Below are 19,137 nucleotides of genomic sequence, written 5' to 3'. Positions count from 1 at the left end.
CGCCGTGACGGGACCCGGCTTTTAGGGTACGCAGGCAACCATGAGCCGCCGCATCAAAAGAACCGATCCAAAGCCCCGCTCGCGCGACGAGCGCAAGGAATCCCGCCCGTTCAAGGCGCGTAGCGCGAAGACCGCGGGACCGCGGCCGGGTGGCAAGCCCGGCGGCAGCAAGCCGCCGCGTTTTGCCGGCGAGCGTGCCGAGCGGCGCGCGCCCAAGGCTAGGCTGGAGAAGGCCGAGCTGGAAAGGGCCGCGCCCGAGAAGCCCGTCGAGGCGCTGCTGCCGACCAAGGTGCAGACCGTCAAGGTGACTGCCGACGAGAACAACATGCGCGTCGATCGTTTCCTCGAGGCGCGCTTTCCCGGCCTGTCGTTCTCCCACATCCAGCGCGTCGTCCGCAAAGGCGAGTTGCGCGTCGACGGCAAGCGTGTCGACAGCAAGGACCGCCTGGAGGAGGGCCAGAGCGTCCGCATTCCGCCGCTCAAGCTCGACACGCCGAAAGCCGTCGGCGAGCTCTCGGAAGCCGCCCAGAAGACGCTCAAGACGCTGAAGGAGATGACGATCTTTGAGGACGACGACGTCCTCGTCCTGAACAAGCCGGCCGGCCTTGCCGTGCAGGGCGGCTCGGGCATGACGCGGCACATCGACCAGATGCTGGAGGTGATGCGCGATTCAAAGGGGCAGAAGCCGCGCCTGGTGCATCGTATCGACCGGGAGACGTCAGGCTGTCTGCTGGTCGCCAAGACGCGCTTCGCCGCTTCGCATCTGACCGGCGCGTTCCGCTCGCGCTCGGCGCGAAAAACCTATTGGGCGCTGGTGCCGGGCCTGCCGAAGCCGAAGCAGGGCCGCATCTCGACCTTCCTGGCCAAGGAAGAGAGCGAGGACGACACCATCATGCGCATCGCCCAGCATGGCGACGAGGGCGCGAGCCACGCGGTGACCTATTATGCGGTGGTCGAGACCGCCGGCAACAAGCTGACCTGGGTGTCGCTGAAGCCGGTGACAGGCCGCACACACCAGCTGCGCGCCCACATGGAGCATATCGGCCATCCCATCGTCGGCGATCCCAAATATTTCAACATCGAGAACTGGCAGCTGCCGGGCGGCCTGCAAAACCGGCTGCATCTGCTGGCACGCCGCATCGTCATTCCGCATCCGCGCGGCGGCATGATCGACGCCACCGCGCCGTTGCCGCCGCACATGCAGCAGTCGTGGAATCTGCTCGGGCTGGATGCAAGCCGGTTTGATCCGATCGAGAACGCGCCGGAGGAGTAGGGGCTGGATGAGGTAGGTAATGTCGCCTTATTCTCAGCTGTCATCGCCCGCGAAAGCGGGCGATCCAGTATTCCAGAGGCCGGCGTTAGAGAGCTCGCTCTCACTACATCCGCCGCGGCGTACTGGATGCCCCGCCTTCGCGGAGCATGACAGCGGTGTTTATGGTTGCGACCGATAACTATGTCACTTCCGAAACTGCTCCAGAAACATCCGCAGACTGTCATGCGCGCTCTCGATGTCCGTGATCAGCCAGCCCTCGGGGCCGTCGACCAGGACGAAGTTCAGCGCGACCTTCCGGCCGCGATTGTCGAAATTCGCCGCGACATAGGTCTTGTCGTATTGTCTGCGCACGACCGCGATCGTAACAGGGCCGAGCTGCCAGCTCGGGCTCTGCACCAGGAAGTCGTAGGGCTCGACCTGGGGCGCGCTCCAGGCCTTGCGCAGGGGCGCATCGAAGAAATGCCGGGCGGTGGCCGCGTCCCGCGGCAGGCCCTTGGACAGCTCCGGCGCGCCGTCGCCGTAATGGGCGTAGACGTTGCGGACCAGCGATTCCGGGGTGCGAAAGCCTGCTTCCGCCGCGGCCAGCCATAGCCCGGTCAGCAGGGCCGCAATGCCCGCAAGTTCCCTCATGCCCGCGCTCGCTTTATCGGCCGCCGCTCTTATCTTAAAAGCCTAGCATCCAGCGACCGGGACCGAAAACTCACATGCGCGAATTGTTCGAAGAAGCAGCAGGGCAGCCCCCGCCGGATCCGCGGGAATCGGCGCGCGCGTCCGCGCGCCCGCCGCAGCGCAAGCGCTTCTACAAGGAGGCGAGCGCGACCGAAGCCGAAGGCGGTTTCGCCATCACGCTCGACGGCAAGCCGATCCGCACGCCCTCCGGCCGCCAGGTGGTGATTCCGTCGCGCGCGCTCGCCGATGCGGTGGCCGCGGAATGGGCGGCTCAGGGCGAGAGCATCGACCCCGTGACCATGCCGCTGACGCGGATCGCCAACAGCGTGGTCGAGGGCGTGGTCGATAAGGTCGAGCTGGTCAGCGACGACCTCGCGAAATATTTCGAGTCCGATTTGCTGTTCTATCGTGCCGGCCATCCCGAAGGGCTGGTCGCCCGCGAGGCCGCGCATTGGGATCCCGTGCTGTTCTGGGCCGCGGACACGCTGGGCGCGCATTTCATCCTGTCCGAGGGCGTCATGCATGTGAAGCAGCCCGACGAGGCGGTCGAGGCCGCGCGCGCGGCGCTGCCGGGCGACGCCTGGTCGGTCGCCGCGCTCCACGTGGTGACGACCCTGACCGGCTCGGCGCTGCTGGCGCTGGCGCTGGCTCATGGCGTGCGCGATGCTGGCCAGGTCTGGGCCGCCGCCCATGTCGATGAGGACTGGAACATCGACCAATGGGGCGTGGACGAGGAGGCCGCCAGCCGTCGGGCCACCCGTCTCAGGGATTTCGAGGCCGCCGTGGCGGTTCTGGCGACGGCAAAGGCGTCCGCGGCCGAAGGTCCTTAACGAGAGGTTTACGACGGCGGCCTTAGGGTGTGGTCAGCGCTCCATGGGCCCCCTGAGATGCCGACGCCGGTCACTTCCATCCTTCCCGTCAGTGCCGCCAGCCCCGTGGCTGATGCGACGACGCCCGACCTCGTGCTGCAGGCCGGCAGCGTCGTCGATGCCAGGGTCGTCAGCGTGATGGCCGACAATCTGGTGCGGATCGCGATCGCCAACCTTTCGATGGATGTGATGTCGGAGGTGGCGCTGACGCCTGGGCAGAATCTCCAGCTGGCGGTGTCGCAGAACGACGGCACGATCAGGCTCGCGGTGATGAACGGGGCAGGGGAGTCAGCCGCCGATCAGATCACGCTGACGCCGCGTGCGGCTTCGCTGGTGGAAAGCCCGCCGCTGGCGCCGTCCGCGGCCGCGACACGCAACACGCTGACGCCATTGGAGCAGGTCGCCGTCACCGCGGCCTCGGCCGAGGCTGCCACAAAACAGGGCAGCCAGGCGCCGCTGTTCGCCAATCTGGCGTCCGTCGTCACCGGCAGCGATTTGCCTGCGGGCTTGAAGCAGGCGGTGCTGGACGTGCTGGCGCAGCAGACGCCGCTCAGTCCCGGGCTCGATGGCGCCGATGTCGAAACCGCATTCCAGAAATGCGGCTTGTTCTTCGAGGCTTCGCTGGCCGCGGGCGCGAGGCCGCCCGCCGGCACGACGCCCGACCTGAAGGCGGCGCTGCTGGTGCTGCGCCAGACGCTGACCACGCTCGAGACTGCCGCGCCACAGGGCGCTGCAATTCCGGCTGCGACGACGGGGACACCGCAGGTCGCCACTGCGCCTGCTCAGGCCGCAGGTGAAGCCGCGCAGTCCGCGTCCCCTTCCGGCCCCGAGATCGCGCAGACGTCGCGCAACGCCAATCTCGCGGCCGCGGTGCTGGCGGACGTTGTCGGCAACGCTCAGCAAGCCGCGATGCCGCGCACCATGTCCGCCGGCCTTGCCGCGAGCCTGCTGCAGGAGGCCACGCAAAACCTGCCGCGTCTGACCGGCAACGTTCCCGGCTCCAATAAGGCGGTGCCGGACGGCCACATCTTCGAAGCAGCCGCACGCGCGACGCCACCGCCGTTCCGCGGCGCATTGCCCTCGCCGCAGGCGATTGCCTCGCCCTCGCTCGCGCCGGACACGCCGCTTTCCGCAACCGTGCATCGCCTGCTCGACGACACCGACGCCGCGATCGCGCGGCAGACCTTGTTGCAAATCGCTTCGCTCCCCGATCGCACCGACGCCTCTGGCCACCGCATCGACCCGGCCGTGCCGCAGTGGAATTTCGAGATTCCGTTCGCAACGCCGCAGGGCACCGCGATGGCGCAGTTCGAGATCTCGCGCGATGGCGCTGGCGAATCCGCCGATGCCGCCAAGCGCGCCTGGCGCGCGCGCTTCTCGCTCAACGTCGAGCCGGCCGGCCCTGTGCACGCGCTGATCACGCTGAACGGCGACAAGACTTTCGTGCGGATGTGGGCGGAGCGGCCGGCGACGGTGCAGCAGCTCCGCGCCGGCATCGGCGAGCTCAATCAGGCGCTGACGCGAGCCGAGCTGAAGCCCGGCGACATTCTGGTCCGTGAGGGCACGCCGCCGCAGCCGGCACCGGCCCGCGCCGGCCACTTCCTGGATCGGGCGACATGAGCGACCCATCCAAGCTCGCCATCGCGCTGCATTACGAGAAAGGCTCTGGCGCGCCCGTCGTCGTCGCCAAGGGCAAGGGCACGATCGGCGAGAAGATCGTCGAGATCGCTAAGGCTCACGACATTCCGATCGAGGAGAACGAGGTTTTGGCCGGGGCGCTGTCCAAGGTCGAGCTCGGCGAGGAGATCCCGCCGGACCTCTACAAGGCCGTCGCCGAGGTGCTGGTGTTCGTGCTGCGGCTGTCGGGCCGGGGGCGATAGAACTCAACTGTCATCGTTTCACCACGGAGCGGCTGCATGGTCGCGCCGCTTTCATGACTCAATGGACATCGCTCTTGCTCACCCGCCGTTCTACCCTCGGCCTTCTCGCCGCATCCGCCATCCTGCCCCAGCGCGCGCTCGCCCATGTCGCGCCGCCGCGCAATGAGATCCGCGACAGTCTCGCAAAGCGCTTCACCGATCTCGGCACGGCGGGCACCTTCGTCGGCTACAAGGTGGAGGACTATCTGGTCGTCGCCAGCGACAAGGAGCGCTCGGGCGAGGGCAAGCTGCCGGCCTCGACCTTCAAGATTCCGAACTCGCTGATTGCGCTGGAGACGGGCGTCGTCACTGACCCCGACAAGGACGTGTTTGCCTGGGATGGCGTGAAGCGTTCGATCGAGGCCTGGAACAAGGATCACACGCTGCGTAGCGCGATCGCTGTCAGCGCAGTGCCGGTCTATCAGGAGATTGCGCGCCGGATCGGGCAGGAGCGCATGCAGAAATATGTCGACGAGTTCGACTACGGCAATCGCGACATCGGCGGCGGCATCGACCAGTTCTGGCTGACCGGGAATTTACGCATCGATCCGGTCGAGCAGATCGATTTCGTCGATCGGCTGCGGCGCCGCGCGCTGCCGATCAGCAAGCGCAGCCAGGATCTCGTCGCCGACATTCTGCCGGTGACCAAGGTCGGCGACAGCGTCATTCGCGCCAAGTCCGGACTACTGGGGGCCGAACGCGGCGAGCCGTCGCTCGGCTGGATGGTGGGCTGGGCCGAGAAGGGCGAGGCGCACACGGTGTTCGCGCTCAACATGGATTGCAAGGAGCCGCGACTCGTCGGCGAGCGCATGACGCTGACGCAAGCCTGCCTTTCCGAGATCGGCGCGATCTAGTGCTGTCAGTCGTGCAATCGTTCTCGTCGAGCGCAGCCGCCGTAGGGTGGGCAAAGGCGCGTAGCGCCGTGCCCACGATCTTTATGCCGTAAGCGACGATTCGTGGGCACGCTTCCGCCTTCGCTCTTCGAGCTACGGCGGACAAGTCGCTTTGCCCACCCTACGGCACCGGTGCAGGCCGAGATGCCTCTCACCCCAACTTAAACAACACCTGCAAGAACTCCTCCACCGCCTTGCGCGACTCGGCGGCCGTCTTCGGATTGCCGCCGACATGCGGGTTGAGCTCGACGCAGGCATCCTTGTAGCTGAAGGGCGCATTGGTATCACCGTTCATCAGCACGCCGCCGTCGCCTTCCTTGATCTGGCAATTGCGCACGGTCTGCGCATTGGCTGATACGGCCACGGTGTTGGCACCAAGCAGGCCGCTGTCGAACCCGTGCGCGCTATCAGGATATTCTGTCAGCACCACGTCGCGGCCCGCAGCCTTGAGCCGCTCGATGAAGGCCTTGCAGCTCTTGACGGGGTTGTAGTCATCAGGCGTGCCGTGGAAGATGCGGATCGGGCGCGCCGCGACCTCGTCGTCGCTCCGATACGTCGTCGAGCAGTCCGGATAGAACGGGATATAGGCGGCAAACTGGATGCCGGACTTGTTCCAGAGCTTGTTGAAGCGCGCGAGGCTCGCATAGAGCGTCGCCTGTCCGCCGCGCGAAAAGCCCATCAGCACGATGCGGTCCGGATCGACACGCGGGTGCTTTGCCAGAATTTCCAGCGAGCGGTAGATGTCGATGATCAAATTGAGCCGGCCGAGCAGGGCCTGATTTGGTCCCACCACCGTCAGCCCGCGGCCGGTGAAACCGTCGATCACGAAGGTCGAGATGCCCATGGCGTTGAACGCGTGCACCCAGGCCTCGGTGGTGGCGCCGACGCCGCTGGAACCGTGCATCAGCACCACGACGGGGAGTTTTCCGCTGCCTTGCGCGACGCGGAATTCGCCGGCGACTGTCACCGGCTTGCCGACCGTCGCATCGCCGCTGAGGAATTGCTGGTCGGAGAGGGTGAGCGAGGGGATCGGATAGATCTCGGCCCGGGTGGCGACTTCCTTCGGCAGGGATTGCGCGCTCGCCAGCTCAGTTGAAACGCAAAGCGCGATGAGCGCGGCTGCGATGCGGAATGCCGTCGGCATCGGATCCTCCCTGATGATTTTGATTCAGTAGAACAAGGGGCCCGCGCGCTGTCAATTTGACGCAAGGGGCGACCGCCTCAGGCGGTGTCCGCCTTCTTCGCCGTCAGCGCCTGGTCGATCGCAAAGCCGCCGATCTCGCTCATCGCCTGCGAGATCACGTCCCCCTTGCGGGCAAAGCCCGCGGAGAGGAAATCGAACTGCGTGCGCGCCAGCCGCAGCACCTCGATCGGTACCGAGACCGCGGTCGCGTTGAAGCTGTCGACGGAGGCGCGCAAGCCGTCCAGCTCGGTCGTGAGCTTGCCGATATGGCTCTCGGCATTCTGCATCACGCCGATCAGCTTGCCGCGCTCCGCATCGAAGGCGGCGCGCTCGGCGGCGGCTGCCGCGGTGACCTCGGCAAGTTGTGCGCGCAGCACCTCGATCTGGCCGACCATGGCATCGGAGGCGAGATCGGCGGCCTCGCGCAGCTCGGCGTTACGCGTGCTCGCATCCAGCTGCTCATGATAGAGCCGCTCGGCCGACATTGCCCGCTGTGCCAGCGACTCGATCAGGCTTGCGGCACGCAGCAGCATCTCGCCGTTCCGCCCCGACACCATGCTGGCCATCCGCCGCAGGAAGTCGATGGTTTGGGATGACGAGTTCGGCGGCAGGGGGACGACCGTCGCGGACATCTCAGTGATGCTTGCGTGATGCTCGAGCCAAGGCGTAATGACCGCCGCCGTACCAACTGAGCTCACGCAACATTCGGCGCCTGATCGCGAGCGCGAAGCAAGCCTGAATCGGCAGGCCCGGTCAACCGGGCCGGGCCACCAAATTCGCCGTCGTCAGGCGTCTTTTTGCCGCCCGATCCGGCCCAGATGGGTGAAGCCGAACCCGGCGGAATATTTCAGGCCATAGCCGAGCGCGCGGTCGATGCCGATATGGGCGAGCCAGATCAAGGCGATGGACAAGGTGAGCGGCGAGCCGAGGCCGAAGCCCAGCGTCAGCAGCGACACCGGCGCCATGTAGCTGTGGGCGGCGTTGTAGACCAGCGCGCCGAATTTGGCGTCGGACAGGTATGCCAGGAAGCTGAGATCGGGCACGAAGAAGAGCAGGGCAAAGACCAGCCAGGAGCCGTCCCAGGCCCAGTAAAGCATCACCATCCCGATAAACAGGGTGAGGCCCTCCAACCGCAGCAGAATGTTGACGCCGCCCGTCGCCGCACCAGTCTCGGCCATTCTCTCGTCCATGCTCGCCTCCCGGGCAAAACTTTGTAATCTCTCACGCTTTTAGCCCGGACAGGGCAGCTCTGCGGCGCGGAAAGGCGCTTTCCGGTCCGCAAAATGCCGTGTTAGAACCCCGCATCACTTAAGAACTGGCGGGAGCAAATGAAACACATCCTGGACGCCCTTGAAGATCGTCGCGCCGGCGCAAAGCTCGGCGGCGGGGAGAAGCGCATCGAGGCGCAGCACGCCCGCGGCAAGCTGACCGCGCGTGAGCGTATCGAGCTGCTGCTCGACAAGGGATCGTTCGAGGAATTCGACATGTTCGTCGAGCACCGCTCCACCGAGTTCGGCATGGAGAAGAACAAGGTGCCCGGCGACGGCGTCGTCACGGGATGGGGCACCGTCAACGGGCGCAAGACGTTCGTGTTCGCCAAGGACTTCACGGTGTTCGGCGGGTCGCTGTCGGAAACGCACGCGCTGAAGATCACGAAGCTCCAGGACATGGCGATGAAGGCGCGGGCGCCCATCATCGGCCTCTATGACGCGGGCGGCGCCCGCATCCAGGAAGGCGTCGCTGCGCTCGCCGGTTATTCCTACGTGTTCCGCCGCAACGTGCTGGCCTCCGGCGTGATCCCGCAGATCTCCGTCATCATGGGCCCCTGCGCCGGCGGCGACGTCTATTCGCCTGCGATGACCGACTTCATCTTCATGGTGAAGAACACCAGCTACATGTTCGTCACCGGCCCCGACGTGGTGAAGACCGTCACCAACGAGGTCGTCACCGCCGAGGAGCTCGGCGGCGCCTCGGTGCACGCGACGCGCTCCTCGATCGCGGACGGCGCCTTCGAGAACGACGTCGAGACGCTGCTGCAGATGCGTCGCCTGATCGACTTCCTGCCGTCCAACAACAGTGACGGCGTGCCGGAATGGCCGAGCTTCGACGACATCGGCCGCGTCGACATGTCCTTGGACACGCTGATCCCCGACAATCCGAACAAGCCCTACGACATGAAGGAATTGATCCTGAAGGTCGTGGACGAGGGCGACTTCTTCGAGATCGCGGACATGTTCGCCAAGAACATCGTCACCGGCTTCGGCCGCATCGCGGGCCGCACCGTCGGCTTCGTCGCGAACCAGCCGATGGTGCTGGCCGGCGTGCTCGACAGCGACGCATCGCGCAAGGCGGCGCGCTTTGTTCGTTTTTGTGATGCCTTCAACATCCCGATCGTCACCTTCGTCGACGTGCCGGGCTTCCTGCCGGGCACCGCGCAGGAATATGGCGGCCTGATCAAGCACGGCGCAAAGCTCCTGTTCGCCTATTCGCAGTGCACCGTGCCGCTCGTCACCATCATCACCCGCAAGGCCTATGGCGGCGCCTTCGACGTCATGGCCTCGAAGGAAATCGGCGCCGACATGAATTACGCCTGGCCGACCGCCCAGATCGCGGTGATGGGCGCCAAGGGCGCGGTCGAGATCATCTTCCGCTCCGACATCGGCGACCCCGACAAGATCACCGCGCGCACCAAGGAATACGAAGACCGCTTCCTGTCGCCGTTCATCGCCGCCGAGCGCGGCTACATCGACGACGTCATCATGCCGCACTCGACGCGGAAGCGCATCGCCCGCGCGCTGGCGATGCTGAAGGACAAGAAGGTGGAAGCCCCGGCGAAGAAGCACGACAATTTGCCGTTGTGAGGGAACGTAGCCCGGATGAGCGCAGCGACATCCGGGTTACCCATCCCACGAAAACCTTGAGGACACCAAGTGGGCGACCTTCATCGAAGCATCTTCCTGAAGGAGCTGAAGGACACCTTTCCAGATCTGATATCTGAAATTAATGCGCAATATGGCTTGCTGCATCAGGAAATGCACGTGTTTGCCGACTTCGTGCAACGAGCCATCGCCGTGGGGCATGCAAAAGACGTCGCGTCGTGCTTCGAGTTCGCCGAGAAATTCTACAGGGATGGAAACGATCAATTGCAAAACGCGATCGGGGTTTCGTTTATTGAACACCTGAGCCTACAAAACGCGCAGTGGGCATGGGACTTATTGGGTCCAATCCTGAAAAGAGAGTATTTGCAGCTAGCCGATGCTGGTATGGCCAAGCCATTGCCTTATCTTCGCTAGCATCGCTGGTTGAATCCCGATGACCGAAGACGATCCGACCGACGAAATCTCCGAGATTGAAGATCGCATCGAGCGGCTGGCTGAGATCGCCGAGCGGTGCCGGAAGTACATCCTGGCGTCCAAGATCGCGATCGGCGGTGGGGCCGCGCTGTTGCTGATCACGATCGTCGGATTGTTTGGATTTGGCCAGACCGCAGCGCTCGGATCGATCGCGCTGGTGCTGGGCGGGATTGTGTCGCTCGGCTCGAACGTCTCCACGTTGCGGCAGACGGACGACGCTATCAGCGCTGCGGAGGCGCGACGTGCGGCGTTGATTGGCAGCATCGACTTGCGCGTCGTCGCCGACGCGCCGCTGAAGCTGGTGTGAGGTGTAGGGCGGATTAGCGACAGCGTAATCCGCCAATGTCTTTATCGCCGGATGCAGGCGTTGGCGGATTACGGTTTCGCCTAATCCGCCCTACGAATTACGAGCGTGCCTTATCCGCCGCAGCGAAATGCGCCATCTGGTCGGCGTGGGCTTTTGCGAAGGTCGGGCGGGCCGTCGCGCGCGCGACGTAGGCGCGGCAGGCAGGACTGTCCGCCAGCCCGTCGAAACCATCGACGACGCGCAGCACGTCCGACATCAGGATGTCGGCGACGGAGAAGGAGCCCGCCAGCCATTCACGGCCGGCCAGCACCGGCTCGAGATGCTTCAGCCGCAGCTTGAGGAAGTCGTCGACGAATTTCCACGCCGCCGTGTCGGTCGGATGGCCCATGAACTTCGACATTCCCCAGGGCAGGCTCGCCATCTCCACCGAATTGAGCGCCGCGAACACCCATTCCGTCGCCTCAGTGCGACCGCGCGGATCGGTTGGCATCAGCTTCGCGCTGAGCCCGCCGACATGCAGCAGGATCGCGCCGGTCTCGAAGATCGAGAGGTCGCCGTCGGTCAGCCACGGCACCTGGCCGAAAGGCTGGTGCGCGAAATGTGCGGCGCCGCGATCGTCGAACGGGGCGCTTGCGACGCGATAGGGCAGCGCGGCCTCTTCGAGCGCCCAGCGCACGCGAAGGTCGCGCACGAATCCTCGCGGCGCTTCGGGAACCCAATTGAAGGTGGTCAGGGTGAGGTCGGCCATTTGCTGTCTCCGTGTCCTGGTTCGAAACAAAGGACGAGCGAAGGGCGCCCGTTCCGACACCCGCGCCAACTCTTTTTGTCGGCGGCGGCGTATCCGGCTAGGCTCGCGCCAAACAGCAGGAGGAAACCCGATGCCATCAGCTTTCTTCGTCGTCCGCGCCACCGTCTCCGATCCCGCCCAGCGCGCCGCCTTCGACACATGGTACGAGAGGGAACATGTGCCCGACGCGGTGAAGGCATTCGGCGTGAGCAAAGCCTGGCGATTCTGGAGCCTGGACGATCCCTCGCTGCATCAGGCGATGTATCAGTTCGATGACGAGGCCAAGCTTGCGGCGATGCTGAAGGGCGATGCGCTCAGGCAGCTCGTCGCCGATTTCAACCGCGATTGGCCCGACGTCAAGCGTTCGCGCGAGACGCTGGTGCTGGCGCAGGAGTTTGCGAAGTAGCGAGGTCCATCCAGGCTACAAACTCTCCACTCACTTCATTTCTGAATCTGAACGCAGGATTCAGCCTTGGTTCATGTCGTGACCGCGACACTCCTCCGGCATCACTTGCTCGATAGCCTAGAGGACATGTCATGGAGCGCCGGAACTTTTTGAAACTTGCATTGGGAGTGACGGCGGGCGCCGCCGCCTTCGCCGCGACCGCACAGGCCGCGCCGTTGTCGCCGCAGCCGGTCGGCGATCCCGCGCGCATGCCGCAGGGCAACCCCGACGCTCATCCTGCCGTCACCACCAGCGAGGAAGCCGCCAAGCTGACGCCGGAACACGTTCACTGGCATGGCCGCCACCGGGGCTGGGGTCACCGTCATTGGGGCTGGCGTCGCCGGCGCTGGCACCGCCGCCACTGGTAAGCCGCGGCAAGCCGCGAATTTGGACGGGGATCGCAGCCGCGGTCCCCGTTTCGTTTCTGGCCGCTCAAACTCCGCGGCGGGCGAATCGTCGGCAGCAAGCCTGAAAACGAACAAGACTGAAAACGAAGATGGCCGCGCAGGCTGATCCTGCGCGGCCATCTTGCGATGCAAAGAGATCAGAACGGGCGGCAGCGGCCGGCGTACCAGCGGAAGCCATAGGGGCACGCGCGCGCGCGCGGCACGACGACGACGGGCGGAGCGACCACCACAGGGGCGGGGCGCACGACGACCGCGCCGCGCATCGGGCGGCAGCCACCGTAGGCGCCACGATACCAACCCGGGCCGCAACCCTGCGCGGCGCTGGCGGCCTCGCTGAAACCGACAACCGCGCTGGCGAGCATGGCGGCGGCGAACAGGTATTTCATGTGATCTTCCTTCTCGTCCTTGGGGCAAGTCTTTGGGGGAAAGTCTTCGGCGGCTTGGCGCTTGCGGCGCACAATGAATCAAAAGACACGATTCGACATGTTAAATTTTGCAACATGCCGGCACGGCGCGATCCAAACCTGCCAATCATGACCTGAATGCGGCATGAACGTTCTCCGCGTACGGCTTCATGCGACGCGGATGGCGCTGGAGCCCGTCCGATGAATCGGAACGGGCTCCAGGTTCTTGTTTGACGCGTTTTCTTGACGCGAATCGGTATCCACTTCGCTCGACAACGCTCTAGCGGCCGAGAAAGCCCAGCACCAACTCCTTGTACTTGTCCGGAGCCTCCAGGAAGACGAGGTGGCCGGTGTCCGGAATGACTTCAGCTCGCCCATTTGGCATCTTCGCCGCAAATGCCTTCGCCAGCTCGGCGTTCTGACCCATCTTGGGCCGTAGTGCTTCCGGCGCGTTCGGCCGGCCAGGCGCGTTGTGGTCGTTGGCGCCCATGATGAACAGTGTAGGTTCGGTGATGAGAGGAATCTCATGCGCGACCGGCTCGCGATAGATCATCTGCCCGGAGCTGACATAGGCGCGCAGCCAGCGCGGGTAGTCGGGGCTGCCCTTGATGTTGAAGCGGGCGTCGATGTACGGCGTGATCGCATCGGGGGGCAGCTTGATTGCGTAGTTGGTTTGCAGCTGCTTGCGATAGCCGTCGGCGGTGAGCTTGTCCTCGGTCTCAATGATTGCCTCGGTCGGCGTCGGCGGCACGTAGAGGCGGTAGTCCTCCAGCCCGATCGGCGCGGTCAGCACGAGGTGGGCGACGCGGTCAGGGTAGGCGCGGACGATGCGCACGCCCAGCATTCCGCCAAGTGAATGGGCGACGATGTCGGTCTTGTTGATCTCTAAGTGATCGAGCAGCGCGATGGTGTTGCGCGCCAGCGTGTCGAAATGCAGTTCGCCCGCAGGCTTGGAGGATTTGCCGAAGCCGATCTGGTCCGGCACCACGACGCGGTAGCCGGCCTCGTTGAGCATCTTGATAACAGGGGCCCAATAGCTCGACGGAAAATTGCGCCCATGCAGCAGAACCACGGTGCGGCCGTTCGGCTGTGCAGGCGCGACGTCCATATAGGCCATGCTGAGCTGCTCGCCGTCGTTGACGAGCGGCAACTGGTGCACGGGGTAGGGATAGGCAAAACCCTCGAGCGCGATGCCGTAGGGCTCTCGTGGGGGCGTGTCTGCGGCGTGGGCGGTGGTGAGCAGGGAAGCAAGGAGAGCGGCGGCGAGGGCGGCCGGGAGGATGCGGAACATGGGGGTCTCTAACGGTCACTGAATGACCGTTCGCATAAGCGCGTGGATGGCCGGGTCAAGCCCGGCCACGACGAGAGTGGGAGTTCACACGCAAATGTGCGACGTCACGCGAATAGCGTGATCAGTGCTTCCCGTCGCCGAACAGCGCGGCAAACTGCTTCTCGCCGGTGCGGGTGAAGTTGACGACGCGGCTGCCGGGCGTGGCATCGCGCGCCGCCCATTTCAGTTCGGCAAAGCGCTGCATCATCGCGGCCCCCAGCGTACCGGCGAGATGATGGCGCCGTTCGCTCCAGTCGAGGCAGGCCTTGCACACCGGGCGACGCGGATGGGTGAGCATGCCGGGCGAGATCTGCAAATGCTTGGCAAGGAAGCGCTCGCCCTCAGCCGTCAGCTCGATGTCCTGCTTCTTCTGCCTGACCAGATGCCGCTCGCGCAGGGAATCGAGCATCTGCACGCCGAGATCGCCGGCGAGGTGGTCGTAGCAGATCCGCGCGCGCCGCAAGGCCGGATCCTTCGGCCCGGTGCGCACGCGCATGTGGCCGGTCCGCGCGGCAAGGCCGGCGAGGCCCTCGAGCACGCTGGCGACGTCGTCGTCGGTGAGGCGATAGTAGCGGTGCCGGCCCTGCTTCTCCGGCTCGACCAGCCCGCCGGCCTCGAGCTTGGCCAGATGCGAGCTCGCAGTCTGCGGCGTGATGCCGGCCTCCTGCGCCAGCTCGCTCGCCGTGAGCGCGCGGCCGTTCATCAGCGCGGTGAGCATGTTGGCGCGCGCGGGATCGCCGACCAGCGAAGCGACCAGGGCGATGTCGGGTCCTGATTTCATGCTTCGATGGTAGCCGAAGCATTGTGGTGGGGCAAGGGCGTAGCGTGTTGCTGCAAACACGTCATTGCGAGGAGCCGAAGCCGTAGGGTGGGCAAAGGAGCGTAGCGACGTGCCCACCAATCGTCGTCGCGGACAAAGGACGTGGGCACGCTTCCGCCTTCGCTCTGCGAGCTACGGCGGACAAGTCGCTTTGCCCATCCTACGAGACTGCGCTCGCAATGACGAAAGACAATCAGGAGCCCATCATGTCCGTCACCGTCTTCATCCGCTACCAGATCGACCCGTTCAAGCGCGCGCAATTCGAGGAATATTCGAAGCGCTGGCTCACCATCATCCCGAAATGCGGCGGTGACCTGATCGGTTATTTCATGCCGCATGAAGGCACCAACAACATCGCCTTCGGTCTGATCAGCTTCGAGAGTCTGGCCGCGTACGAGGCCTATCGCGCGCGGCTGCGGCAGGACGCGGAAGGAATGGCGAATTTCCATTTCGCCGAGGAACACAAATTCATCCTCGCGGAAGAGCGCACCTTCCTGCGCAAGGTGGTATTATAGGTCCAATAGCAGCAGGAGATGCCCATGATCGCCGTGATCTTCGAGGTCTGGCCGAAGCCGGAACACCGCCAGGATTATTTCGACCTCGCAGCCGACCTGAAGCCGATCCTGCAAACCATCGACGGCTTCATCTCGGTCGAACGTTTCGAGAGCCTGACCGAGAAGGGCAAGATCCTGTCGGTGTCGTTCTGGCGCGACGAGGCGGCGGTGCAAGCCTGGCGCAACACGATGGAGCACAGGCGCACCCAGGCCAAGGGCAGGGCAAAAATCTTCGCCGATTACCATCTGCGCATTGCCAGCGTCGTCCGGGACTACAGCATGAATGATCGCGAGCAGGCGCCGAAGGACAGCCGGGCGGTGCATGACGCGCACTAACGCTGCCGGGCGCGCTCTGGCGCTGCCAGGCGCGCACTGGCGCTGCCGTGTTAGCGCGCCTATGTCTGCGCGGCCAACAAGGGAGAAGAAACATGCACGTCACGACCGCGGACAAGCGCGCGACCTTCAAGAAGATGCACGAAAGCGGCTGCTTCATCCTACCCAATCCGGTCGATATCGGCAGTGCCAAGGCGTTGCAGCATCTCGGTTTCAAGGCGATTGCGTCGTCGAGCGCGGGCTTTGCCTGGACCATCGGCAAGGCTGATAATCACGTCAGCGTCGAGGACGTCTGTCAGCATCTGGCAGCATTGAGCTCGGCCGTCGACATCCCCGTCAACGCCGATTTCGAGGGCGGCTTTGCAGTCGAGCCGGACAGGGTCGCGGACAATGTCGAGCGCTGTGTGCGCACCGGCGTTGCCGGCCTGTCGATCGAGGATTCCACCGGCGACAAGGACAGGCCGCTCTACGATCGCGCACTCGCGGTCGAGCGCATCGAGGCCTCGCGCAAGGCGATCGGTGACAGCGGCACGCTGCTGGTCGGCCGCTGCGAAGCCTATCTGTGGGGCGTCACCGACTTGAAGCTGGTCATCGACCGGCTCACCGCTTACGCCGATGCCGGCGCCGACTGCCTCTATGCGCCGGGCCTGAAGACCCGCGAGGACATCTCTGCTGTGGTGAAGGCTGTCGCACCAAAGCCGTTCAACCTCTTGATCGGCGCATCCGGCCTGTCGTTGCAGCAGGCCGAAGATCTCGGCGTGCGCCGGATCAGCGTCGGCGGCTCGCTCGCCCGCGCCGCCTGGGGCGGCTTCATGCGTGCGGCGAAGGAGATGGCGGAGAAGGGCACATTCACCGAGCTCGGCACCGGTTATCCCGGCGGCGAACTCAACAAGATGTTCGGCTAGGGACACAACGAAAAGCGGCGGGACTTTTTGAGCCCCGCCGCTTCACGCGCTATTGCTAAGTGTTACTTCGCGCCGTCAGACGGCTTCTGCGTGTCCGGGGCCGGCTTGGTTGGCGCAGCACCCGTGGTCATGCCCGGCTCGGCGTTGTTGCGCGGTGGTGTCACGTCGCGCATGCCGGGAGGCGCGGCCGGATTGGTGGGCTGCGTCTGTGCCGTCTGCGAGGCCGGTGCGTTGCTGGCCTGGTTGCTGGTGGTCGTATTGTTCAGGCCGTAGAACACGGCACCGAGCACCAGTGCAATCGCAACGGCGAACAACGCAACCTTGCCGCTGGAAGCGGGGCCTTCGCCAAGCTCGGGATCGGCCTGAAGGTCGGCATCCCGGCGCGCCGCGCGAAGATACTCATCGTCGGCGAGGTTCGGGCGGTACGGATCGTTGGGAAAACGGTCGTCAGCCATCGATTGGATCTCCTCGGTTATGACGCCCGGACAACCCGTGGATGCGAGATTCTGTTCCGCGGCTCCTCATGCTTTCGTCGAATGTTGCCCTCTGCGCGGGAATCGGGAACCTGTCTGACAGGGAACTGGACGCGGGTTCCATGGCCGCGACGAAGGGAACATGCCGATGTGGAGCCTGCCGCCGACGGATAGCGTGCTGCACCTGCTCGGACTCATCGCCATCACGGCAGAAGGCATGACGGCGGCACTGGCCGCCGGCCGGCGCAGCATGGACTATGTCGGCGTTTGTCTTCTCGCCTGCGTGACCGCGCTCGGCGGCGGCACGCTGCGCGACCTGTTTCTCGGTCACTACCCGCTGGTGTGGGTGGCGAGCCCGATCTACCTCGCGCTGCCGGGTGGCGCGGCGCTGCTCACGATCCTGATCGCGCGGCTTGTGCATCGACTGCACCTCGCGTTCATCGTGCTCGATGCCATCGGCCTCGTCGTCTTCACCATGATCGGCTGCAACGTCGGCTGGCAGATGGACGCCTCGCTCCCGATCGTGATCGTGTCGGGCATGGTGACGGGCTGCGCCGGCGGCGTGTTGCGCGACGTGCTCTGCAACGACGTGCCGCTGCTGTTCCGATCCGAACTCTACGCCAGCGTCTCGGTCGTGACGGGACTGTTCTACGCCACCGCTTTCGGCTTCAACCTCAATGCCGAGCTCTGGACGATCCTCACCTTCGTGCTCGGTCTCAGCTTCCGCCTGCTCGCGGTGCGCTACAAATGGGAGATGCCGAAATTCGTGTTTACCGGAGATGAGGAGAGGTGAGCGCTGCGCGCGCGAATGGCGAATAGCGAATAGATCTGGCTATTCGCTACTCCCCATTCGCCCCTACTGCCTGGCCTTCGCCACCTGCGCCGGCGTCACCAGCGGGGCCGCATTGCCCCAGGAGTTGCGGATGTAGTTCATCACCGCCGCGATCTCCTCATTGGACAGCCTGGCATAGGGCGGCATCTCGCCGGTGTTGGGCGCGCGCGGGGTGGTCACGGTGTGGGCGCCGTCGAGAATGATGCGCAACGTCGAGGACGGATTGATCGATTGCAGCAGCGCATTGCCCGGCAGCGGTGGATAGATGCGCGGCGCACCCGAGCCGTCGGCTTCATGGCAGGCGATGCAGAGCTTTGCGTAGACCGCCTGGCCCGCCTTCATCTCGGCATCATCAGGCGGCGTCACGATCGTCTCGCGCCGCGACGGCGGCAGGCCCTTCAGGTACACCGCGATCGCGCGCACATCGGCATCGCTCATCTTCGAGGTCGAGTTAACGACGACCTCCGCCATGGGCCCGCCAGCATGGCTCCTGGCGTTGCGTGCACTCTGCAGATATTCGGCGATGTCCGCCTCGCTCCACGACTTCAGGCCCGTTCGGGAAGCGCCGTCGAGCCTTGGCGCGTACCAGCCGCCGACCTCGTTGCCCGAGAGCGCCTGCGCCTGCTTGTCCGCGCCAAAGTAGTTCTTCGGTGTGTGGCAGGCACCGCAATGACCGAGCCCGGTGACGAGATAGCCGCCGCGATTCCACGCCGCGCTCTGGCTCTGGTCCGGCTCGTACAGGCCGGGTTTGAAATACATTGCGTTCCAGACCCGCATCAGGCCGCGATAGCCGAACGGCCAGCGCAGCTCCGGCGGCTTGTTGCGGCTGACGACGGGGGCAAGCGTGCCGACATAGGCGCGGATCGCCAGCGTGTCGTCCTTCGTCATCTTCGTGAAGTAGGGATAGGGGAAGGCCGGATAGTAGTTCGAGCCGTCGGGCGCGACGCCAGTGCGCACGGCGCGGGTGAAATCGGCATCCAGCCAGGCGCCGATCCCGGTGTCGCGGTCCGGGGTCAGGTTCGGCGCATAGATCGCGCCGAATGGCGTGTCGATGCGCTTGCCGCCCGCGAACGGCTTTGCCGGATCGGCGGTGTGGCAGCCCGCGCAGTCGCCAGCCTCGACCAGCGTCTTGCCGTAGGCGATCAGCTCCGGCGACGGCTCGGCGGCGCGGGCTGCGCTTGCAACCGCACTGCACAACGCCAAGCCGACAAGAGCCGAGCCAGCCAGAATCGTCCGCATCGAAAGTCTCTCCTGCGACCAATCGCCCGCACCCGGCACGACCGGGGCATCAGTTCATTTCGCCACAGTGGGGGTATGGTGACACAAATTGAAAATGCCCAACGTGTTTCAGGCCACGAAATTGCGATTTTTACCCGGCGCT

24 protein-coding genes are annotated in these 19,137 nt (G+C 65.0%); 14 read left to right on the top strand and 10 right to left on the bottom strand.

The genetic code is table 11. The features are described from left to right. Positions 1 to 40 precede the first annotated feature (40 nt). Complete coding sequence (locus tag GA0061098_RS15865) at positions 41 to 1,273, top strand: RluA family pseudouridine synthase (protein ID WP_091957411.1); 1,233 nt, start codon at positions 41 to 43, stop codon at positions 1,271 to 1,273. A gap of 183 nt (positions 1,274 to 1,456) precedes the next feature. Here GA0061098_RS15865 and GA0061098_RS15860 read toward each other — a convergent pair whose 3' ends face one another. Continuing rightward, entirely contained in the window at positions 1,457 to 1,903 is a 447-nt protein-coding gene (locus tag GA0061098_RS15860; protein WP_091957408.1) for a hypothetical protein, read from the bottom strand. Between the two features lie 74 nt (positions 1,904 to 1,977). Here GA0061098_RS15860 and GA0061098_RS15855 point away from each other — a divergent pair, with 74 nt between their 5' ends. From GA0061098_RS15855 to blaOXA, 4 genes are all read left to right on the top strand, one after another. Then, positions 1,978 to 2,772 carry an ATP12 family chaperone protein gene (locus tag GA0061098_RS15855; RefSeq protein ID WP_091957406.1) on the top strand — a complete coding sequence of 265 codons (795 nt, stop codon included), beginning with the start codon at positions 1,978 to 1,980 and terminating at the stop codon, positions 2,770 to 2,772. Between the two features lie 57 nt (positions 2,773 to 2,829). Beyond that, positions 2,830 to 4,431, top strand: a complete 1,602-nt coding sequence (gene fliK / locus GA0061098_RS15850) for a flagellar hook-length control protein FliK (protein WP_165637392.1) — start codon at positions 2,830 to 2,832, stop codon at positions 4,429 to 4,431. Continuing rightward, the gene (locus tag GA0061098_RS15845; protein WP_063195078.1) at positions 4,428 to 4,691 is read left to right on the top strand and encodes an EscU/YscU/HrcU family type III secretion system export apparatus switch protein; all 264 of its coding nucleotides are present in this window, start codon (positions 4,428 to 4,430) and stop codon (positions 4,689 to 4,691) included. Before fliK ends, GA0061098_RS15845 begins: the two co-directional genes overlap by 4 nt. A gap of 74 nt (positions 4,692 to 4,765) precedes the next feature. After that, positions 4,766 to 5,584, top strand: a complete 819-nt coding sequence (gene blaOXA / locus GA0061098_RS15840; RefSeq protein WP_091957403.1) for a class D beta-lactamase — start codon at positions 4,766 to 4,768, stop codon at positions 5,582 to 5,584. Positions 5,585 to 5,774: 190 nt separating this feature from the next. On the opposite strand, the gene GA0061098_RS15835 is transcribed toward blaOXA, so the two are convergent. The 3 genes from GA0061098_RS15835 to GA0061098_RS15825 all read right to left on the bottom strand — a co-directional run bounded on the left by GA0061098_RS15835 (position 5,775) and on the right by GA0061098_RS15825 (position 7,996). Continuing rightward, on the bottom strand, positions 5,775 to 6,767 hold the full coding sequence (locus GA0061098_RS15835; RefSeq protein WP_091957400.1) for a dienelactone hydrolase family protein: 993 nt from the start codon (positions 6,765 to 6,767) through the stop codon (positions 5,775 to 5,777). Positions 6,768 to 6,844: 77 nt separating this feature from the next. Further along, a complete protein-coding gene (locus tag GA0061098_RS15830) occupies positions 6,845 to 7,438 on the bottom strand; it encodes a hypothetical protein (RefSeq protein ID WP_165637391.1) in 594 nt (197 codons plus the stop codon). A gap of 153 nt (positions 7,439 to 7,591) precedes the next feature. After that, positions 7,592 to 7,996, bottom strand: a complete 405-nt coding sequence (locus GA0061098_RS15825) for a DUF4260 domain-containing protein (protein ID WP_028140985.1) — start codon at positions 7,994 to 7,996, stop codon at positions 7,592 to 7,594. 138 nt (positions 7,997 to 8,134) lie between these two features. Between GA0061098_RS15825 and GA0061098_RS15820 the strand changes: the two genes are divergently transcribed. From GA0061098_RS15820 to GA0061098_RS15810, 3 genes are all read left to right on the top strand, one after another. Beyond that, positions 8,135 to 9,667, top strand: coding sequence for an acyl-CoA carboxylase subunit beta (locus GA0061098_RS15820; RefSeq protein WP_091957395.1), 1,533 nt, complete (start codon positions 8,135 to 8,137; stop codon positions 9,665 to 9,667). Between the two features lie 69 nt (positions 9,668 to 9,736). Continuing rightward, complete coding sequence (locus tag GA0061098_RS15815; protein WP_091957392.1) at positions 9,737 to 10,099, top strand: DUF7674 family protein; 363 nt, start codon at positions 9,737 to 9,739, stop codon at positions 10,097 to 10,099. Positions 10,100 to 10,118: 19 nt separating this feature from the next. Continuing rightward, entirely contained in the window at positions 10,119 to 10,466 is a 348-nt protein-coding gene (locus GA0061098_RS15810) for a hypothetical protein (protein WP_091957390.1), read from the top strand. A 97-nt stretch (positions 10,467 to 10,563) separates the two neighbouring features. On the opposite strand, the gene GA0061098_RS15805 is transcribed toward GA0061098_RS15810, so the two are convergent. Continuing rightward, positions 10,564 to 11,214 carry a glutathione S-transferase family protein gene (locus tag GA0061098_RS15805; protein ID WP_091957387.1) on the bottom strand — a complete coding sequence of 217 codons (651 nt, stop codon included), beginning with the start codon at positions 11,212 to 11,214 and terminating at the stop codon, positions 10,564 to 10,566. 130 nt (positions 11,215 to 11,344) lie between these two features. Between GA0061098_RS15805 and GA0061098_RS15800 the strand changes: the two genes are divergently transcribed. Together GA0061098_RS15800 and GA0061098_RS15795 are read left to right on the top strand one after the other, a co-directional pair. Then, positions 11,345 to 11,659, top strand: a complete 315-nt coding sequence (locus GA0061098_RS15800) for a hypothetical protein (protein WP_104461114.1) — start codon at positions 11,345 to 11,347, stop codon at positions 11,657 to 11,659. A gap of 131 nt (positions 11,660 to 11,790) precedes the next feature. Then, positions 11,791 to 12,066: a twin-arginine translocation signal domain-containing protein gene (locus tag GA0061098_RS15795; protein ID WP_091957385.1), complete on the top strand. Its 276-nt coding sequence runs from the start codon at positions 11,791 to 11,793 to the stop codon at positions 12,064 to 12,066. A 176-nt stretch (positions 12,067 to 12,242) separates the two neighbouring features. On the opposite strand, the gene GA0061098_RS15790 is transcribed toward GA0061098_RS15795, so the two are convergent. The 3 genes from GA0061098_RS15790 to GA0061098_RS15780 all read right to left on the bottom strand — a co-directional run bounded on the left by GA0061098_RS15790 (position 12,243) and on the right by GA0061098_RS15780 (position 14,620). Next, the gene (locus GA0061098_RS15790) at positions 12,243 to 12,491 is read right to left on the bottom strand and encodes a GCG_CRPN prefix-to-repeats domain-containing protein (protein ID WP_165637390.1); all 249 of its coding nucleotides are present in this window, start codon (positions 12,489 to 12,491) and stop codon (positions 12,243 to 12,245) included. A gap of 298 nt (positions 12,492 to 12,789) precedes the next feature. Beyond that, on the bottom strand, positions 12,790 to 13,800 hold the full coding sequence (locus GA0061098_RS15785) for an alpha/beta fold hydrolase (protein WP_091957379.1): 1,011 nt from the start codon (positions 13,798 to 13,800) through the stop codon (positions 12,790 to 12,792). A gap of 121 nt (positions 13,801 to 13,921) precedes the next feature. Then, the gene (locus GA0061098_RS15780; RefSeq protein WP_165637389.1) at positions 13,922 to 14,620 is read right to left on the bottom strand and encodes an ArsR/SmtB family transcription factor; all 699 of its coding nucleotides are present in this window, start codon (positions 14,618 to 14,620) and stop codon (positions 13,922 to 13,924) included. Positions 14,621 to 14,865: 245 nt separating this feature from the next. On the opposite strand from GA0061098_RS15780, the gene GA0061098_RS15775 reads away from it, so the two are divergent. The 3 genes from GA0061098_RS15775 (at position 14,866) to GA0061098_RS15765 (ending at position 16,451) form a co-directional block, all read left to right on the top strand. After that, entirely contained in the window at positions 14,866 to 15,174 is a 309-nt protein-coding gene (locus tag GA0061098_RS15775; RefSeq protein WP_018322300.1) for an NIPSNAP family protein, read from the top strand. A gap of 24 nt (positions 15,175 to 15,198) precedes the next feature. Then, complete coding sequence (locus GA0061098_RS15770; RefSeq protein ID WP_091957807.1) at positions 15,199 to 15,549, top strand: antibiotic biosynthesis monooxygenase family protein; 351 nt, start codon at positions 15,199 to 15,201, stop codon at positions 15,547 to 15,549. Between the two features lie 92 nt (positions 15,550 to 15,641). Beyond that, complete coding sequence (locus GA0061098_RS15765) at positions 15,642 to 16,451, top strand: isocitrate lyase/PEP mutase family protein (RefSeq protein WP_091957374.1); 810 nt, start codon at positions 15,642 to 15,644, stop codon at positions 16,449 to 16,451. 62 nt (positions 16,452 to 16,513) lie between these two features. Here GA0061098_RS15765 and GA0061098_RS15760 read toward each other — a convergent pair whose 3' ends face one another. Continuing rightward, positions 16,514 to 16,906, bottom strand: a complete 393-nt coding sequence (locus GA0061098_RS15760; protein WP_091957371.1) for a hypothetical protein — start codon at positions 16,904 to 16,906, stop codon at positions 16,514 to 16,516. Positions 16,907 to 17,072: 166 nt separating this feature from the next. Here GA0061098_RS15760 and GA0061098_RS15755 point away from each other — a divergent pair, with 166 nt between their 5' ends. After that, positions 17,073 to 17,717, top strand: a complete 645-nt coding sequence (locus GA0061098_RS15755; RefSeq protein ID WP_091957804.1) for a trimeric intracellular cation channel family protein — start codon at positions 17,073 to 17,075, stop codon at positions 17,715 to 17,717. Between the two features lie 63 nt (positions 17,718 to 17,780). Here GA0061098_RS15755 and GA0061098_RS15750 read toward each other — a convergent pair whose 3' ends face one another. Beyond that, a complete protein-coding gene (locus tag GA0061098_RS15750; protein ID WP_091957369.1) occupies positions 17,781 to 18,995 on the bottom strand; it encodes a cytochrome c in 1,215 nt (404 codons plus the stop codon). Between the last annotated feature and the right edge of the window lie 142 nt (positions 18,996 to 19,137).

This window comes from Bradyrhizobium shewense (assembly GCF_900094605.1).
Lineage (GTDB): Bacteria > Pseudomonadota > Alphaproteobacteria > Rhizobiales > Xanthobacteraceae > Bradyrhizobium > Bradyrhizobium shewense.
This window is presented reverse-complemented; position numbering and strand designations above follow the sequence as displayed.

What these genes read in the sequence shown, in the direction of transcription:
- GA0061098_RS15865 (WP_091957411.1), top strand. Translation starts at nt 41, where the DNA reads ATGAGCCGCCGCATCAAAAGAACCGATCCAAAGCCCCGCTCGCGCGAC.
- GA0061098_RS15860 (WP_091957408.1), bottom strand. Translation starts at nt 1,903, where the DNA reads ATGAGGGAACTTGCGGGCATTGCGGCCCTGCTGACCGGGCTATGGCTG.
- GA0061098_RS15855 (WP_091957406.1), top strand. Translation starts at nt 1,978, where the DNA reads ATGCGCGAATTGTTCGAAGAAGCAGCAGGGCAGCCCCCGCCGGATCCG.
- fliK (WP_165637392.1), top strand. Translation starts at nt 2,830, where the DNA reads ATGCCGACGCCGGTCACTTCCATCCTTCCCGTCAGTGCCGCCAGCCCC.
- GA0061098_RS15845 (WP_063195078.1), top strand. Translation starts at nt 4,428, where the DNA reads ATGAGCGACCCATCCAAGCTCGCCATCGCGCTGCATTACGAGAAAGGC.
- GA0061098_RS15835 (WP_091957400.1), bottom strand. Translation starts at nt 6,767, where the DNA reads ATGCCGACGGCATTCCGCATCGCAGCCGCGCTCATCGCGCTTTGCGTT.
- GA0061098_RS15830 (WP_165637391.1), bottom strand. Translation starts at nt 7,438, where the DNA reads ATGTCCGCGACGGTCGTCCCCCTGCCGCCGAACTCGTCATCCCAAACC.
- GA0061098_RS15825 (WP_028140985.1), bottom strand. Translation starts at nt 7,996, where the DNA reads ATGGACGAGAGAATGGCCGAGACTGGTGCGGCGACGGGCGGCGTCAAC.
- GA0061098_RS15820 (WP_091957395.1), top strand. Translation starts at nt 8,135, where the DNA reads ATGAAACACATCCTGGACGCCCTTGAAGATCGTCGCGCCGGCGCAAAG.
- GA0061098_RS15810 (WP_091957390.1), top strand. Translation starts at nt 10,119, where the DNA reads ATGACCGAAGACGATCCGACCGACGAAATCTCCGAGATTGAAGATCGC.
- GA0061098_RS15805 (WP_091957387.1), bottom strand. Translation starts at nt 11,214, where the DNA reads ATGGCCGACCTCACCCTGACCACCTTCAATTGGGTTCCCGAAGCGCCG.
- GA0061098_RS15800 (WP_104461114.1), top strand. Translation starts at nt 11,345, where the DNA reads ATGCCATCAGCTTTCTTCGTCGTCCGCGCCACCGTCTCCGATCCCGCC.
- GA0061098_RS15795 (WP_091957385.1), top strand. Translation starts at nt 11,791, where the DNA reads ATGGAGCGCCGGAACTTTTTGAAACTTGCATTGGGAGTGACGGCGGGC.
- GA0061098_RS15790 (WP_165637390.1), bottom strand. Translation starts at nt 12,491, where the DNA reads ATGAAATACCTGTTCGCCGCCGCCATGCTCGCCAGCGCGGTTGTCGGT.
- GA0061098_RS15785 (WP_091957379.1), bottom strand. Translation starts at nt 13,800, where the DNA reads ATGTTCCGCATCCTCCCGGCCGCCCTCGCCGCCGCTCTCCTTGCTTCC.
- GA0061098_RS15780 (WP_165637389.1), bottom strand. Translation starts at nt 14,620, where the DNA reads ATGAAATCAGGACCCGACATCGCCCTGGTCGCTTCGCTGGTCGGCGAT.
- GA0061098_RS15775 (WP_018322300.1), top strand. Translation starts at nt 14,866, where the DNA reads ATGTCCGTCACCGTCTTCATCCGCTACCAGATCGACCCGTTCAAGCGC.
- GA0061098_RS15770 (WP_091957807.1), top strand. Translation starts at nt 15,199, where the DNA reads ATGATCGCCGTGATCTTCGAGGTCTGGCCGAAGCCGGAACACCGCCAG.
- GA0061098_RS15765 (WP_091957374.1), top strand. Translation starts at nt 15,642, where the DNA reads ATGCACGTCACGACCGCGGACAAGCGCGCGACCTTCAAGAAGATGCAC.
- GA0061098_RS15760 (WP_091957371.1), bottom strand. Translation starts at nt 16,906, where the DNA reads ATGGCTGACGACCGTTTTCCCAACGATCCGTACCGCCCGAACCTCGCC.
- GA0061098_RS15755 (WP_091957804.1), top strand. Translation starts at nt 17,073, where the DNA reads ATGTGGAGCCTGCCGCCGACGGATAGCGTGCTGCACCTGCTCGGACTC.
- GA0061098_RS15750 (WP_091957369.1), bottom strand. Translation starts at nt 18,995, where the DNA reads ATGCGGACGATTCTGGCTGGCTCGGCTCTTGTCGGCTTGGCGTTGTGC.